At 61.9% G+C, this 15,928-nt stretch carries 15 protein-coding genes; 6 read left to right on the forward strand and 9 right to left on the reverse strand.

The genetic code is table 11. From position 1 onward, the window contains the following. Positions 1–14: 14 nt before the first annotated feature. Genes gpM through CEY08_RS25740 form a run of 3 tightly spaced genes read right to left on the reverse strand, consistent with a single transcriptional unit; the run spans position 15 to position 2,618 of the window. Complete coding sequence (gene gpM, locus CEY08_RS25730; RefSeq protein ID WP_076816348.1) at positions 15–716, reverse strand: phage terminase small subunit; 702 nt, start codon at positions 714–716, stop codon at positions 15–17. 1 nt (position 717) lies between these two features. Beyond that, positions 718–1,758 (reverse strand): phage major capsid protein, P2 family, encoded by a 1,041-nt coding sequence (locus CEY08_RS25735; RefSeq protein WP_063960308.1) that lies wholly within the window; start codon positions 1,756–1,758, stop codon positions 718–720. A gap of 29 nt (positions 1,759–1,787) precedes the next feature. Beyond that, positions 1,788–2,618, reverse strand: a complete 831-nt coding sequence (locus tag CEY08_RS25740) for a GPO family capsid scaffolding protein (protein WP_076816345.1) — start codon at positions 2,616–2,618, stop codon at positions 1,788–1,790. A gap of 157 nt (positions 2,619–2,775) precedes the next feature. Here CEY08_RS25740 and CEY08_RS25745 point away from each other — a divergent pair, with 157 nt between their 5' ends. Further along, positions 2,776–4,533 carry a terminase large subunit domain-containing protein gene (locus tag CEY08_RS25745; RefSeq protein ID WP_076818014.1) on the forward strand — a complete coding sequence of 586 codons (1,758 nt, stop codon included), beginning with the start codon at positions 2,776–2,778 and terminating at the stop codon, positions 4,531–4,533. Next, positions 4,530–5,579, forward strand: a complete 1,050-nt coding sequence (locus CEY08_RS25750) for a phage portal protein (protein WP_076816343.1) — start codon at positions 4,530–4,532, stop codon at positions 5,577–5,579. The genes CEY08_RS25745 and CEY08_RS25750 overlap by 4 nt, the downstream gene beginning before the upstream one ends. A 10-nt stretch (positions 5,580–5,589) precedes the next feature. Here the strand turns inward: CEY08_RS25750 and CEY08_RS25755 are convergent, their stop codons facing one another. Next, the gene (locus CEY08_RS25755) at positions 5,590–5,877 is read right to left on the reverse strand and encodes a transcriptional regulator (protein WP_076816341.1); all 288 of its coding nucleotides are present in this window, start codon (positions 5,875–5,877) and stop codon (positions 5,590–5,592) included. Between the two features lie 37 nt (positions 5,878–5,914). Further along, a complete protein-coding gene (locus tag CEY08_RS25760) occupies positions 5,915–6,112 on the reverse strand; it encodes a hypothetical protein (RefSeq protein WP_063960304.1) in 198 nt (65 codons plus the stop codon). 934 nt (positions 6,113–7,046) lie between these two features. Here CEY08_RS25760 and CEY08_RS25770 point away from each other — a divergent pair. Continuing rightward, a complete protein-coding gene (locus tag CEY08_RS25770) occupies positions 7,047–7,757 on the forward strand; it encodes a hypothetical protein (RefSeq protein ID WP_076816338.1) in 711 nt (236 codons plus the stop codon). Positions 7,758–8,004: 247 nt separating this feature from the next. Here the strand turns inward: CEY08_RS25770 and CEY08_RS25775 are convergent, their stop codons facing one another. The 3 genes from CEY08_RS25775 to CEY08_RS25785 all read right to left on the reverse strand — a co-directional run bounded on the left by CEY08_RS25775 (position 8,005) and on the right by CEY08_RS25785 (position 12,441). Beyond that, positions 8,005–9,882 carry a PhoX family protein gene (locus tag CEY08_RS25775; RefSeq protein WP_063962518.1) on the reverse strand — a complete coding sequence of 626 codons (1,878 nt, stop codon included), beginning with the start codon at positions 9,880–9,882 and terminating at the stop codon, positions 8,005–8,007. A gap of 207 nt (positions 9,883–10,089) precedes the next feature. Then, positions 10,090–11,370: a TolB-like translocation protein gene (locus tag CEY08_RS25780; RefSeq protein WP_076816336.1), complete on the reverse strand. Its 1,281-nt coding sequence runs from the start codon at positions 11,368–11,370 to the stop codon at positions 10,090–10,092. Positions 11,371–11,451: 81 nt separating this feature from the next. Next, complete coding sequence (locus tag CEY08_RS25785) at positions 11,452–12,441, reverse strand: Bug family tripartite tricarboxylate transporter substrate binding protein (protein WP_076816333.1); 990 nt, start codon at positions 12,439–12,441, stop codon at positions 11,452–11,454. 142 nt (positions 12,442–12,583) lie between these two features. Between CEY08_RS25785 and CEY08_RS25790 the strand changes: the two genes are divergently transcribed. Beyond that, positions 12,584–13,489, forward strand: coding sequence for a LysR substrate-binding domain-containing protein (locus CEY08_RS25790; protein ID WP_076816330.1), 906 nt, complete (start codon positions 12,584–12,586; stop codon positions 13,487–13,489). 59 nt (positions 13,490–13,548) lie between these two features. On the opposite strand, the gene CEY08_RS25795 is transcribed toward CEY08_RS25790, so the two are convergent. Continuing rightward, positions 13,549–13,776, reverse strand: a complete 228-nt coding sequence (locus CEY08_RS25795) for a hypothetical protein (protein WP_042796351.1) — start codon at positions 13,774–13,776, stop codon at positions 13,549–13,551. A 199-nt stretch (positions 13,777–13,975) separates the two neighbouring features. Here CEY08_RS25795 and CEY08_RS25800 point away from each other — a divergent pair, with 199 nt between their 5' ends. Together CEY08_RS25800 and nadC are read left to right on the forward strand one after the other, a co-directional pair. Beyond that, complete coding sequence (locus CEY08_RS25800; RefSeq protein WP_042796352.1) at positions 13,976–14,905, forward strand: NUDIX hydrolase; 930 nt, start codon at positions 13,976–13,978, stop codon at positions 14,903–14,905. 82 nt (positions 14,906–14,987) lie between these two features. Next, positions 14,988–15,872 carry a carboxylating nicotinate-nucleotide diphosphorylase gene (gene nadC, locus CEY08_RS25805; protein ID WP_042797542.1) on the forward strand — a complete coding sequence of 295 codons (885 nt, stop codon included), beginning with the start codon at positions 14,988–14,990 and terminating at the stop codon, positions 15,870–15,872. Positions 15,873–15,928: the final 56 nt, after the last annotated feature.

Below are 15,928 nucleotides of genomic sequence, written 5' to 3' on the forward strand. Positions count from 1 at the left end.
GGGGGCACCCGGTTCTAGGTCGCGGCGTTGGCCTCGGCCTTCTTGATCGTGCGTTGCAGCTGCTCGATGTCCTTTTTTGCGCCTACCTTGCCATTGAGCGACACCGCACGCTCCAGCTGGCGCAGTGCCGTGACAGCCATTTGCAGGCGGTCGCCCTTGGGTTCAGGGCCGGCGAGTTCCGCCATGGTCAGACCTATGGCGCGGTGGAGCTTCGCGCGCGCTTCGTCCGGGGCGTCCCGGTCGTAAACCAGCTCCGCGACCCGTTGCAGGGCTTGCAGCGTCGGAAAATCCTTCGGCACGCGCTCATCCAGCACTGCCTCAGATACTTCATCCAGCAACAGGGCGGGAACTTTGCGGGCGTAACGCTCGGGCAGCGGCAAGTCATGGGCCAGCACGTAGGTGGCCAGATCCAGGCCGCGCAGGAAGTCGCACACGTCCAGGTGCCACACCATCAACGTGGTGACGACTTCGTCAGCGCCGCCAGCATTCGCGGCAAGAACGCCATCCAGATAAGGCGCATAGGTCGCGAGCATGCCGCGCTTAGCCTCGATCTTGCGCTCAACGGATTCGATGGACTTCAGGCGGCGCGCGTCTTCGGTGAGAGCGGCCATCATGAGGGCGTAGGGACTGCCGGCGGGCACCGCGCCGGCCGCGAGAGGTGCGGCCGTGCGTTGCGCTCGCACGCGTAGAAAATGTGCTTGTGCGAGGCTCGCCATGTCATTCACCCGTGGTTTCAGGCGTGGTCTCTTCAGCCGGGATGATCTCGATGTTTTCGAGGATCGCCACGCAACCCAGGTCTTCGACCACGTAGGCATCATTGCTGGAGCTGTACGTTTCCACGCGGTCGCGTTCCGGTTTGTCCTTGATGTGGCGACGGCGCGAACCTTCCTGGCTGTAGATAGACAGGTTGTCCAGGCGCGTCAGCATGACCGTGAGGCCAGGCATGTACGGTGCTTTGTACGCTTGCTGGCCGCCCAGGCGCTTCTGGGAAATGATGATGTCGGCCGCGAGCTTTTCCGTGGCGGCAGATTGGCCGTTGATGATCGGCATGTATTTGTCGTGCAGCAGGTCGCCGCTCACGATGGCGACGAGCTGGGTATCTTCCTGATACCACGGCTCCAGCAACATTTTGAGGTCGAAGACGGCAGCATCGAGATTGGCGTAATCGCCGCCCTTGCCGATCTTCACCTTACCAGTGCCGCCCTTGCCAGCATTCAGGACGCGTTCCGAGGCGCGCTCGCGGACGTGTTGGAGCCAGCCCTTGTTCACATCCTGCAAAAGCGGGTTCTGATCACGGTTCGTTTCCGCTGCGGCTCGAACGCCATTGAAGCCGACCATTATTCGGGCGAGGGCTTCGCTACGCAGTTGTGCGTTCTGCACCTTCACGGCGAAATCAGGATGATGCCGCCAGGCATCCAGCATTGCATATCGCAAATGGGTGTCGTAGTCCGTCTTGACGCAGAAGTAGCCCTGCGGGTCCAGCACAGAGAGGTCAGAAGTTTTGCGCTCGCGCTGCGTGGTGTCGGTGCGGCCGGCATGAGGTGCGGCGACGCCGATACCGACCTTTTCGCCAGCCTGGTTCGTGACCGGAATCATGTTGATCAGCTTCAAGAAGTCCGAGCTTTCCTGAACTTTCTGGATCAGCTTTTGTTCCTGCACCGGAGTGGCGGAAAAGGACGTGGTGACGTTTTCGACGCCATAAAGCTGGGCCAGAGCGGCGCAATACTTGTTGAATGCCTTGCGGGTGTCGTTATGCACGCGAATCTCCTACGAATTTTGAATGTGAATCAGCAGTCCAGCTGAGCCGCGCCCGTGGCACCGGTCGCGGGCGGACGCTGGGATTTGTCGGCGTCGGTAAAGTCCAGCTTGTTGGCGAGCTTGTCGAAGTCCTCGCGGGTGACATGCTGTTTGGTGAATTGGTCGATGCTCGCGGAAAGCTCTTTGAGCATGCGCCGCATTTCGCTCTGCTCTTTCGTATAGCCGTTGGCGAACGCCTCCAGAGCTTGGCTGACGTCTTCCAGGCGGGCGGCCTGGCTATCGCTCTTGCCGGACAGGCGCGAAAAGGCATCCTTGACGCGGGCCAGCAAATTGCCGGTCTCTTCGGTAGTCGGCGGCTCGTCGGTGAAGTCCAGCGGCGTTTCGACGAGGCTGGAGAACGCGTTTTCCGCGCGGTGCTTGCGGTATGCAAAGGGGTTCGGCGCGCCGGGGTTCGTGGCGGAGAACGTCAGCACCTCGGTTCCCAGGCTGGCCGGGTTGTCGGTGACGGCCAAACCCGTCAAGTACGCCTGACCGCTGCCGGCGAAATCCTCGTCTACTTCGATAGAGCTATAGATTTTCTGACGCTCCTTCGACATCTTGACCAGGCTGGGCGTGGGGTCAAGCTGGGCCTGGAGTTGCAGCTTGCCTTCGTCGTTTTCCACCGTGCGCAATGCGATCACATCGCCATAGGCGCGGAAAGGGCTATCGGGCAGCAGGCTGCGGATGTGCTCCACCCAGATGCGAGCGCCGAATTTCTTCGGGTCGTAGTTGGCGGCCATTTGGGTGATCCAGACGCGCGAGATTGCGCGCTTGTCGGTGGTCTGGCCTTCGGTGGCCACGGTGAACCATTTGAGCTTCATAGTCGTTTCCGGTTGATGTGTCGGTGCGTTCGTGTGGGCTGTCGTGCCGACATAGTGGGCCGCTGGCTTCGCTGGCTCAATCTGCTTTCCTTGTCGCCGTCGCAGGGACAACGGCGCGTTTCGCGCGCGCGCGGAAATGTGCGGCACGCTGGCGGCCATGATCGCTACGCCCGAAAACTTGGACCCTCGATTGCTTGCGCGAACGCTCTATTGGCAGGGCTGGCGCGTGTCGTCTATTGCCCGGCATCTAGGCGAGAAGCGCACCACGTTGCAGAGCTGGAAGACGCGCGACAACTGGGAAGCCGCGTCACCGCTTCAGCGCGTAGAGGATGCGCTACAGGTGCGGATATCCACGCTCATTGCGAAGTCCGAAAAGGACGGGCGGGACTTCAAAGAGCTTGACTTGCTGATGCGCCAGTTTGAGCGCACGGCACGCGTGCGCAAGTACGGTGACGGAGGAACGGAAGCCGACCTAAATCCCAATCTGGAGCGCCGAAACGCGGAGCCGAAACGCAGGCCCGAAAAGAACGCGATCAGCGAAGAGCAAGCCGCCAAGCTGCTGGCGGCCTTTACTGAATCGCTGTTCGACTTCCAGAAGGTCTGGTATCGCAATGGAGACAAGCGCTCGCGGTTTGTCTTGAAGTCCCGTCAGATCGGGGCTACGTGGTACTTCGCCCGTGAGGCTTTCATTGATGCGATCACGACGGGCAGGAATCAGATTTTTCTGTCTGCATCGAAGGCCCAGGCGCATGTGTTCAAGCAATACATCGTGCAGTTCGCACGCGAGGCGGCAGATGTTGAATTGAAAGGCGATCCCATCGTCTTGCCCAATGGTGCGCACCTCTACTTTCTCGGGACCAATGCGCGAACCGCGCAGGGCTATCACGGGAATTTCTACTTTGATGAGGTGTTTTGGGTTCCGCGCTTCGCGGAAATCAACAAGGTTGCCAGCGGCATGGCGCTACACGCCAAATGGCGGAAAACCTATTTTTCTACGCCGTCTTCTATGGCGCATGAGGCCTACCCGCTTTGGACCGGAGAGGCATTCAATCGGCGCAGGGCAAAGAAGGATCAGGTTTCCATAGACACGTCGCACGCTGCGCTTGCAGGCGGCCTGTTGTGTAAGGATCGTCTCTGGCGCCATATCGTCAACATTGAAGACGCTGTTGCGGGCGGCTGCAATCTGTTCGACATCGACGAGCTGCGGCAATTCGAGTACAGCCCGGATGAGTTCGAAAACTTGCTCATGTGCAAGTTCATCGACGACACGCAGTCGATTTTCCCGCTGTCCATGCTCCAGGCCTGCATGGTCGATGCGATGGTTGATTGGACCGATGTGCAGTATTTCGGAATACGGCGCTACGCGCATCATCCGGTAGCAATCGGCTATGACCCTTCGCTTTCGGGCGACTCGGCCGGCTGCGTGGTGGTGGCACTCCCACGGAAGCCCGGCGGGAAGTTTCGCATTCTGGAGCGGTATCAATGGCGCGGTATGGACTTCGCGAAGCAGGCGGAAAGCATTAAAGCCATCTTGCAGCATTACAACGTGGTGGATATCGCGATTGACTCAACTGGTTTGGGGCAGGGCGTTTATCAGCTGGTCAAGCAATTTTTCCCGGCCGTGCGGCAGATCAACTATTCGCCGGAGGTGAAAACCCGTTTGGTGTTGAAGGCGCTGGACCTGATGCGCAATGGACGCCTGGAATGGGACGCGGGCGCGACTGACCTGGCGCGCGCCTTTATGGCTATCCGCAAGACGATGACAGCGAGCGGACGGCAGTTCACTTTTGACGCCGGCCGCTCGGAAGAAACTGGGCATGCGGATTTGGCCTGGGCCAGTATGCACGCCTTTGACTTTGAACCTTTGGAGGGTGCTGCCGCAGCTTCGCGCAGCATCTTGGAGATATACGAATGACGCAACTTGTAGACAGCCGCGGCCGCGAGTTTTCAGCCTCGGCATTGGATCAGCCCGTGCAAGGGGTGGAGTCGTTCACCTTTGGCGATGCCGTTCCCGTCATGGACCGTAGCGGCATTCTCGATTATTTGGAGTGTTGGCATAACGGACGCTGGTATGAACCGCCCATGAGCTTTGAAGGCCTGGCAAAGTCGTTTCGCGCCAGCACGCACCATAGTTCAGCCATTTTCTTCAAGGCCAACGTGTTGGCGTCAACGCTGCTGCCTAATGAGCTGGTCACGCGCGAGCTGATAAGGGAGGCCGCTATCAACTTTCTGACGTTTGGAAATTGCTTCATCGAGCGACGGCACAGCGTCACGGGCCGCGTGATCGGCCTGCGCAACTCTCCGGCCAAGTACACCCGTTGCGGTCGTGATCCGGGCCAGTTCTTTTTTGCGCCAGGGTCGGGGGAAGATCACGAGTTTCGTGCGGGGTCGGTGTTTCACCTCAAAACGCCCGACATCAATCAAGAGGTGTACGGGTTGCCGGAATACCTGGGATCGCTCCAATCCGCCTGGTTGAACGAGTCCGCCACGCTCTTTCGCCGTCGTTATTACAACAACGGCAGTCACGCGGGTTTCGTCATGTACCTGTCCGACCCGACGGTAAGCGATAAGGACGTGACGGCGTTGCGCCAGGCAATGCGGGATGCGAAAGGACCGGGCAATTTCCGTAATTTGTTCTTGCATGCGCCCAACGGCAAAAAGGACGGAGTGCAAATCATCCCAATTAGCGAAGTGGCCGCGCGTGATGACTTCTTTAACATCAAGAACGTATCGCGTGACGACGTGCTAGCGGCGCACCGCGTGCCGCCGCAGCTGATGGGCATCGTGCCCAGCGCTACTGGGGGGTTTGGTGCCGTGCTGCCGGCCGCGCAAGTGTTTGCACGCAATGAGATTGACCCGCTTCAAGGGGTTTTCTCCGGCCTAAACGCATGGCTGGGCGGGGCGTTTGTGAAGTTCAAGCCGTACCGCGTCGATACTGGCGAGGATAGCGGCGCGCAGTAGGGCTTTTGGCTTAGTCCTGGGCATGCGGGTCGTCGTAGTCGAAAGATGCGCCCACGGCCCGCATACGGGCTAGCACGCGGTCTATGTCGGATTGGTCTAGCTCCAGCATGGCGCAGGCATAGAAAAGCATCTGCGCGCTCATGGCGCGGGGGGTTTGCCCGCCCGTGTACTTGCGCCACTGATGCGAGCCTCCCAGCGCGAATAGATCGGCCATGCGGTTGCCTGTGTTGCCGAGTTCGTCCTTTAGGCGTGCGAGGTCATCGGTGCTGGGCGGCGTATAGTTCAGAATCGTTTTCATCGGTAGAAGAAAGCCCCGCATCTGCGGGGCTTTGTCGTTAGAGAAACAGCTTGGTGATCGTCACTACCGCGCCGATCATGGCGGCAGAGACTGCCACCGGATACCAGAGTGTTTCTCGGTTGAGCTTGCGGGCCTCGGCGTTGATCTTGGTCGATTCAGCCATCAGCTTGGCAATCTCCGCGTGGATCTTTTCCAGTTCAGCTGCTTGCATATCGACGGCCTTTGCGGTGGTCATTGTGGTGGTCTCTTTCCAGGTTGTCGGGCTGCGCCCTGTGCGCTACCCATGGAAAGAATTATAGACCCATTGGGTCTAATTGGCAAGTGCCTCTCGCTGCATTCTGCCTGAAGTTGCCCCGAGGTCAACGGGTTGGCCCGTCCTTCTGACCGCCGCGCCGATGGCCTGGTTGCACGGCCAGGGGTTCATTAAGGCAGGGCTCGCCCTGCATGTATTCCCGCAACTCGTTCACCCGGTCGAGGATGTCTTGCCGGTGACGCAGCCGGCTGGCGTCCCGTAACCCCGCGTCCAAAGCCACTAGGAGGCGCTGTAGGCGCCATATCTCCCAGGCGAATGCCCGCCCCCCTTCACTGGGGTTCTGAGCGTACAGCGCCCGTATCTTGGCCGCAGAAAGGGGCGCGGGCGGCGGCCGGCCGATGAAATCCATGATCACACCTCAAAACACTGTACAAATATACAGCATTCGATGCGATGTAGACCTCCTGGCGCGCGGTCATCCCCCCTCCACGCCCGCGCGCTAAATGTATGGAAAGTGACTCACCTTTTGGGGACCGACGCACCCCACTTCTCATAGGGGCGGCGAGGAGGAAAAGGCCGCTGACAGGTGACGCAAAACGACGCGCCACTGACGCATTTTTTACGGGATGTCGCGGCGTGCTGGTGACAGTTGCTCAATCTCTGCGCAGATTTGGGGAGGGGCTGGGAAAAACCTAACCTTCCTAACCGGGCCTGAAATTGAAGTGTAAGTGTTTGATTATTATGGAGAAATCAGGTTAGGTTTAAAACCTAACCTGACCTAACCTAAAACCTAACCTCCCCGTAAGTCATTGATTTATATGGATATCTATTTTTTATAAGGTTAGGGTATAGAAACCTAACCGGGTTAGGCTTTGGTTAGAAAAAGGTTAGGATTTGCCAAAGCTCGGAAACCCGCATGGATAAAGGCTTTCCGGGCGATTGGCGTGGTCTGGTTAGGAAGGTTAGGCTTTTCCCAGCCCCTCCCGAATTTTTTCCAAGCTACGGTATCGTGATGCGGTGGTGCGACCCTGCTCCGCTTCCAGATATCCAAGAGGGGTTAATGAAATACAACAGGGATAAGGCGTTTACGTCGGATGAAACACTGGCGACGTTCGGTCATCTGCCGGGCGATCCTACGCTGGCGGTGTTGAGGACACATCTGTGGGTCGAAGACCTCATGCGGACATACCTCGCTCGTACTTTGCCTCATGCAGAGGCTTTGAAGGGCGCCCGTCTAACCTTTGTTCAGGTGCTGGCGGTGGCAAAGGCTACCTGCCCGCACCTCCAGCCTGATGACTGGATATGGGAGGCGGCCGCTCGCCTCAACAACATTCGCAACTCCTTGGCGCACGACCTTCGCGGCTCAACTCTTAATGACCAAGTCGCCGATTTTGTCGCATATTGGGTCAAACACTCGGGCGCGCCGGTCCCTGCCCCGTTTAAGGTGGAATTGGGCCAGTCAGTGAAAGATGAGACCGGCAAATCATGGGTACTGTTCGACATCGTGGGGTACGCCTTCTTTCATGTGCTCGCCATTAACTTGAATATCAAAGTGGAGGGAATGAATCTGCCGGCCGAAGTGGAGGCGCAGCGCGATCAGCTTTTCTCCTGCAGAACAGGGAAATGACATGAGTGACTATGGACTAAGAGGTATTTTTCCGGGTACTTGGTTTATTCCGTACTGAGGAAACTCAGTAAATACGGGGGAAGCTGCCCTTTGTACGGATGACCCTCTGTCCGCCAAGAATTCGCACTGCATGTCAGTGCACAAAAAAACCCGCAAGCGCTCCGGCCTTGCGGGTTTTTGCATTGGCGCGCCAAAAAAAGACGCCGCCCGGCGCTTTCGGCCGGGCGGCGTCTTGCGGGCGGAACGCTTACGCGCCTACAGGCTTGCCGTCCGTGCGGCGTACCACCACCGTGGCGGAACGGGCGTCGCCGCCGCCTGCGCGCAGGGTGTTCCAGGTCTTGTCCGGATGCTGGATGTTGATGAAGAACGTGGTCAGGTCCGGCGTGTAGGCGATGCCGGTGATTTCGCAGCCCAGGGGACCGACCAGGAAGCGCTTGGATTCGCCGGTCTTCTGGTCGATGTAGTACATCGAGTTGTTGCCGAAGAAGTCCGTGGTCGACGCGCTGGTGCCGGCATCGGTCTGGACCCACAGGCGGCCCTTGGGATCGACGCGGATGCCGTCGGGGCTGGAGAACGTATCGCCGTTGACGTTGCCGGTCAAGTTGGCGGCAGCGCCGTCGGCGGGGTCGCGGCCGGCCAGCAGGAGCAGGTCCCATTCAAAGGTCGTGGCCAGCGGCGAGTCGCCGCGTTCGTGCCAGCGGATGATGTGGCCATGCGAGTTGCTGACGCGCGGGTTGGCGGCGCTGGTGCGCTTGCGGCTGCCGTTGTTGGTCAGCGTGCAATACACGGTCTTGTCCACGCCCACGGTGATCCACTCGGGGCGGTCCATCAGCGTGGCGCCGGCAACGCGGGCCGCGGCCTGGGTATTGACGAGCACGTCGGCCTGCGTGTTGAAGTCGACGAGCTTGCCGGTGATCACGGTGCCGCTGGCAACCTGCGTGAAGTTGCCGGGGTCGGTGGCGCCGGTGGTCAGGTTGTTCTTGCCCACCGTCAGTTCCACCCAGTTGCCGCTGCCGTCGTCGTTGAAGCGCGCCGCGTACAGCGTACCTTCGTCCAGCAGGCCCATGTTGGCGGCACGGTTGGCCGGATCATAGGCCTTCGCGGGTACGAACTTGTAGATGCAGCCGGGCGTGGTGTCGTCGCCCATGTAGAAGGCGACGCGATTGTTTTCGTCCAGCATGAAGGCCGTGTTTTCATGGCTGAAGCGGCCCATCGCAGTGCGCTTGACGGCGGTCGAGTCGGGGTTCTGCGGGTCGATTTCCACCACCCAGCCGTACCCCTCGTCGGCCGGCTTGCCGGCATCGCCGGTCTTGTAGTGGTAGTTGTTCAGCGTTTCTTCGCAGGTGAGGTAGGTGCCCCAGGGCGTGTCGCCGCTGGAGCAGTTGTTCAGGGTGCCGACGACGGTGTCGCCGACCACGGACTTGGCCGGGCCGCTGACGTTGTAGACCGTGTTGCCGGTGTAGCGCTTGTTGTAGCGGGAATCGGTTTTCACGGCCCAGGCGCCGTTGGCGCCGCGTGCGATTTCGATAACGGACACGCCGACGTTGGACAGGCGGGTCTTCACGCCCTCGACGCTCTGGTCCAAGGTTTCGTCGTCCAGCGCTTCATGGTTGAGCACCAGCAGGCCGCCCTGGTTGGGATCCACGCCCGGCAAGGCATAGAAGTGCATGCCGTCGTGCTGGCCTCCGGCCTGGTTTTCCGTGGCGGGATAGGACTGCGGCACGCCGGTGTAGCCGACCGAGCCGATCATGCATTTGTCGCCGGCGGAGTAGAGGACTTCGGCGACATAGCCCGCGGGAACGGTGACGGTGTCGGCGACGATCTTGTCGGCCAGCGGGGTGAACGTGACGGAGTAATCCGGACCGGGCGGCGGCGGCGTGGTACCGCCGCCTTCGCCGGGTTCGTTGCCGGAGGTATCGTCGTCGTCATCGTCATCGCCGCCACAGGCGGTCAGCAGGGTCGATGCGCCGAACACGGACAACATTGACAGGCCGAAGCTGTTCTTCAGCAAAGTGCGGCGCTGAGGGTTCGCGGCGACGATCTCGTCGAACATCTGCCCGGGGACGGTGACTTCGCCTTGGGCTTCGCGATAAGGGGCGCGCAATTTATCAGTCAAGTGGGACATTCCAACCTCATAGTGTCGCGAACGAGTCGCTCAGTTATCTGTAAGCAAAACGAAAGCGAGGTTAAAGGTCGGTCGTTACAACGGGGTGACGATAGTGTGAAGTCCTTGTTGTGGTGCGTATAGTCCGCCGCCTGGCCGAGGCTATACCGGTCTGCTGCGGGGTGGTTGCCCACCCGGCGGCTGAGGCGGCGGCCCCGGAATGTCCGCTCAGCCGCGCGGTCCGACGATGGGTGTCACGTCCAGCACGTACATCTGCCGTTCGCCTTCATGCACGGAGTCGATGCAGACCTGCGTGCCGTCGCGGCTCCAGCGCGGATGCAGGTCGCAGCGGTTTTCCTTCGACAGATTGGGATCAGCGTAGAAGCTGCCCAAGGCGTGTTGCTGGCCGGTCTCCATGTCGTAGAGAAACAGGATGCGCTCATGCGTCGCGGCATCCGGATACGTGTCGCTCAGCAGCCAGCGCGTATTCACCGGCGAAAAGGTCATGTGGCCGTTTTCCGTCAGTACGTCCGCGCCCACGACCTGGACTGCGCCTGTAGGCGCATCTTCATAGAGGTGATAGTGGATGCTGCCGGCATGTGGTCCCCACACGATGATCGTATGGTCATCGCGCCAGAGCGGATGCGAGATCTGGTATTCGGATTTCTCGTAGTCGAACGTGCCGACCGCGGTGGGGTCGAAGTTGTCAGCCAGCTGCGGTAGCGGGTGATCGGAGCATTCCAGCAGGCGCATGTCGCTGCCGTCCGCGTTCATGGTGATCAAGCGGTGGAGGAAACAGGTTTCGTCTTCCACGCGTTCGGTCCAGCGGTGCAGGAACAGAATGCGACTGGATGAGGGGTTGATCTCGATATGGCTGACCCAGTGGATGGCGCGCTCCATCGAGTCGCGCGGATGGAAGTTGCGCAGGTCGGCGTAGCTGACCAGTAGCCGATGCGCGCCACTTTCCAGGTCCATGCGACGGATGCCGTCGTCGGCCGGCGCGTTCGCCACCGCGCCGGGCGCAAGCTCGCTATAGCCGATGGTCTCGTGCGTGATGTAGAGGCGTCGATAATCCACGCACAGCGCATAGCGGCTGTTCGGCGCGGCCACGTAGATGGGCAGCGGCAGGTAGCGCGTCTGGCCGGTGGTGACGTTGTATACCGCGGATCGGAAGCCGGGATAGACGCCGTCGGCATCGTTGCTGCGGCAGTTGTAGATCATCTGTGGTTCGGCTTCACCGTCCAGCCATTGCAGCTGGCAGCCCATCTGCCAGTTCCAGGCGGTGGTGCTGCCCACGGCATGGTAGCGGTCACCGTCATGCAGGTCGAAGTAGCCCACCTCGGCGCTCAGCGTAGGCGTCAGCCGCGCATCCTTGAAGAGGGTACGGTTGGCCAGCAGGTAGCGGCCGTCGCGGTGCCAGACCGTCTTGTTGTAGTAGCCGAAGAAGTGGTGTTGCGGCGTGTCGCCCAGGCGGCGGCAGGCGATAGGCGTGGCGAGCATGCGGTTCATGTATGGCGTTGCGTCAAGTAAAGCGGAAAGAAGAGGGGCCGAAAGCAAGAAGGGCGCCGCGGGCGCCGCCCCGGCGGATGTTCAACCCGCGGTAATGTGTTCGGTCTCGATGACCTTGTTCCAGCGGGCGCGTTCGCGCTCGACGAATTCGCGCGCGTCGCCGGGGTTGTTGCCCACGGGCGTCATGCCCAGGCGTTCCAGGCCCTCGCGGAAGGCGGGGTCGGCATACACGCGGCGCAGGTCCGCGCTGATTTTTTCGATCAGCGCGTCGGGCACGTCCTTGCCGGCAGCCAGCGTGGTCCATGACGTCACGGTCAGGCCGGGCAGGCCGGCTTCGGCGGCGGTGGGCACGTCCGGCAAGGCGGGCGAGCGGGTCGCGCCGGTGATGGCCAGTGCTTTGAGCTTCTTGGCCTGGATGTAGCCGATGGTTGTCGGCACGTTCTCGAAGAGAAGCTGGATCTGGCCGCCCAGCAGGTCGTTGGTGGCGGCGGAACTGCCGCGGTACGGGATGTGCACGATGGGCGCTTGCGCAGCCATTTTGTAGAGCTCGCCGACCATGTGCACCGACGATCCCACGCCGGCCGAACCGAAGTGCAGGGTTTCCGGCTTGGCGCGGGCCAGGGCGGTGAGCTCGGCCAGCGTGTTGGCTTCGAGTCCGGGATTCGCCACCACCACGTGCGGCATCTCGGCCACGATGGTGATGAGCTTCAGGTCTTTGGCGGGCTGGTAATTGAGGTTCTTGTAGACCCCGTAGGTGGCGTGCAGCCCGATCGAGCCGAGTAGCAGCGTGTAGCCGTCCGGACCGGAGTCGGCCACGAACTTGCCGCCGATGTGGCCGCCGGCGCCAGGCCGGTTTTCCACGACCACGGATTGGCCGTAGAGCTTGCCCAGGTGTTCCGCAAGCAGGCGGCCCTGGATGTCGGAACTGCCGCCCGCCGTGAATGGCACGATGATGCGCACCGGACGGTCCGGGTAGTTGGCCTGCGCATGCGCGGCCAGCGGCAGCGACGCTGCCGTCAGGCTCAAGCACAGTGTCTGAAAGAGTTGGCGCCAGGAGCGGCGAAGGTTCATTTGGTTTCCCCTGGAAGGTTTGGGTAGCGCGCAGGGCGCATCTGGCGGCGCCCTTGGGAAAACCAGTGTAGGAGTCCGCAGGTATTTGAAAAAATTCTTTTTTCAACATAGGCTATGCAGGTTTGCTATACATTGCCTTGCCATGAGCCGACCCCTGAATTTCCGCCAGATCGAAGCCTTTCATGCGGTGATGCTGGCCGGCACGACCACTGGCGCCGCGCAGATGTTGCGCACCACCCAGCCGTCGGTGAGCCGCCTGCTGGCGCAGGTGCAGCAGGCCAGCGGCCTGAAGCTGTTCGACATGGAGCGCGGCCGCCTGCGCCCCACGCGCGAAGCCAAAGACCTGTTCGATACCGTGCAGCGGCATTTCGTGGGGCTGGAGCGCATCGAGGACCGGGTCGCGGCAATGCGGCGTAGCGGCAGCGGAGTGCTGCGGCTGGCCTGCACGCCGGCGCTGGGCCTGGGCGTGCTGCCCGGCGCGATCGAGACCTTTGCGCAGCGCTACCCCGACGTGCACATCAATATGCAGACCGTCGGCAGCCAGTATTTGCGCGAAGGGTTGCTGCACGGCACGTACGATGTGGTGGTGACCACGGCGCCGATGGACGGCGCGCAACTGCAAATGCAGGGCTTGCACGAGAGTGCGGCCGTTTGCGTGCTGCGGCCCGATCATCCGCTGGCCGCGCAGTCGTCCGTTGGCATCATGGACCTGGACGCGCGCCGCCTGCTGGTACTGAACGCGGACGATGACGTCTATCTGCAATTGCGCGGCGCCATGCAGGAACACCAAGTCCAGCCCGCCTCGGAAATCGAGACGACATATTCTTCGACCATCTGCGCGCTGGCTGCGGCCGGCAGCGGTCTGGGAGTGGTCAATCCCTACATCGCCGCCGTGTTTGCGGACCGGCTGGCGATACGGCCGTTCACGCCGTGTCTGCCGGTGCGCGTCAGCATGGCTTATCCCGCGCAGACGGCGCCTTCGTCAGTGACGGAGGCTTTCGTGGACATTCTCGCCCGCGCATTTGAGGCGTTGCCCAGCGCCGCCTGAGCGCCGCGCCGCGGCGCCCGGGCTCGCGTATCATCTCGCCATCGCGTCGGCCGGGGGCCTCAGTTCTTGCGATTTTCGTAGGACGTGTCCAGTACGTCGTCTTCCGGGGTGATGATGCCGGGCTCGCCGGGTTCCGCAACGGCGCGTCCGCGCCGCGGCATGCCGGCGACCTCCTTGCTGTCGTCCGGCATCGGCAGGACTTCAGTGCCTTTGCGCGGGTCGACAGGGACGGTTTTTTCCGTATCGGCGGCCTTGGCCGCCTGCGGATCGGGGGCGGTTTTCAACATGATGTCTGCTCCGCTTGCGGGCGTCCCGGGATGGCGACGCGCCTGGTTGCCACTTCCATCTTAGGGCCGCGGGGCCCGTTGGGAGCAGGATTGCCTGTCACGTTTGCAAGGGGCTGTTGCAGAAGCCCGAACCTTATAATTTCGAGCGCCTCGCGGTTTGCCGCAAGCTGCCCGGTTTCTTACTTTTCCTACGTCTACCTTGACTGAATCCGTCGAACGCTCCGTCCATGCTGAACTCGTTGCCGTGCTCGTCGCCGTTACCAACGGCGAACCAAGGGTGCTGACGACCGATGATGCGCGAGCCTTGCCGGCCGGACCCTTTGAGCTGTCGCACCGTTCGCTGCAGGCCGGCTTGCGGGCCTGGGTGGAGGAGCAGACGCATCATCCGCTGGGCTATGTAGAGCAGCTCTACACTTTTGCCGACGGTGACCGCTCCGACGAATCGGGCGCGCGCGTCATGTCGGTCAGCTACCTGGGGCTCACGCGCGAGGCGGGCGAGACCGGCGTGGCGCAAGTCGGCTGGCAGGACTGGTACCGCTATTTCCCCTGGGAAGACCGGCGCATGGGTACGCCCGCGCTGGTGGAAGAACTGATCGTGCCGCGCTTGGCCGCCTGGTGCGAAGACCACGCCGACACGGCCGTGCGGGCGCGCCGCCGCCAACGCGCCGCCATCACCTTCGGCCTGGACGGCTCGCCGTGGAACGAAGACATGGTGCTGCAGCGCTACGAACTCCTGTTCGAAGCGGGGCTGGTCCCCGAAGCGGCGCGCAGGGGCGGCGGGGGCGCCGTCGTGCCGGGTGAACCCATGCGTCACGATCATCGTCGCATCCTGGCCACGGGCATCGCCCGGTTGCGCGCCAAGATCAAGTACCGGCCTGTCGTGTTTGAATTGATGCCTGCGCAATTCACCTTGCTGCAGCTGCAGCTGGCCGTGGAGGCGTTGGCGGGACGCGGCCTGCACAAGCAGAATTTCCGCCGTCTCATCGAGCAGCAGGCGCTGGTGGAAGAAACCGGTGAAATGGCCACGGGCACGGCCGGCAGGCCGGCCAAGTTGTTCCGCTTCCGGCGGGACGTCTTGCTGGAGCGTGCCATTGCTGGCAGCAAATTGCCGCTGTCCAGGGCGATGTAACGCTTGACAAGGCTTATGCTCGTCTCTAGCATAAATGGTGCGCAATTCGTGCGCGCCTTTTTTTAACCAAAAAATACTCAAAATGAGCATTAAAGCCATAGCGCCTGTGACCGTCGACCGACTGGCCGTTCCTCCTTTGCCGGACGTCATGCTGGAGCCGCTGGTGCGCGCGGCTTTGCTCGAAGACCTGGGGCGGGCCGGGGACTTGACCACCGATGCCATCGTGCCCGCCGACACCACGGCGCAGACTCGCCTGGTCGCGCGCCAGGAAGGCGTTCTGGCCGGATTGGACCTGGCGCGCCTGGCGTTTCGCGCCATGGATCCGGGCATGACGTTCGAGGTTGCTCGGCGCGACGGCAGCGATCTGCAGCCGGGCATGGAAATCGCCCGTATCAGCGGCAATGCCCGCGCCATGCTGACCGCCGAGCGCGTGGCGCTGAACTTCCTGTGCCACTTGAGCGGCGTGGCCAGCGCCACCGCTTCCATCGCCCGCGCCATTGCTGGCTATGGCGCCCGCGTCACTTGCACGCGCAAGACCATGCCCGGCCTGCGTGCCGTGCAGAAGTACGCGGTGCGCGTGGGCGGCGGCAGCAATCACCGGCATGGCCTGGACGACGCGGTGCTGATCAAGGACAACCACATCGCGCTGGCGGGCGGGGTTGCCACGGCGGTCCAGCGCGCCCGCGCCGGCGTCGGCCACATGGTCAAGATCGAACTGGAAGTGGACACGCTGGAGCAGCTGGAGACGGCACTGTCCCTGGGCGTGGATGTGGTGTTGCTGGACAACATGAGCCTGGACGATCTGCGCCGCGCCGTTGCGATGGCGCGTGGGCGCGCCATTACCGAAGCCTCCGGCCGGATCACCCCGGAGACCGCCGCCGCAGTGGCCGCGACTGGCGTGGACCAGATCGCGGTGGGCTGGATTACGCATAGCGCCAAAGTGCTCGATATCGGGCTGGACGCCTGAGCCCGTAGACCGGCTTCGGCCGGCATCGCCCCTGTTCCCGCGCACGCGTGCAGCGC

It is taken from the genome of Achromobacter insolitus, from assembly GCF_002209555.1.
GTDB lineage: Bacteria > Pseudomonadota > Gammaproteobacteria > Burkholderiales > Burkholderiaceae_B > Achromobacter > Achromobacter insolitus.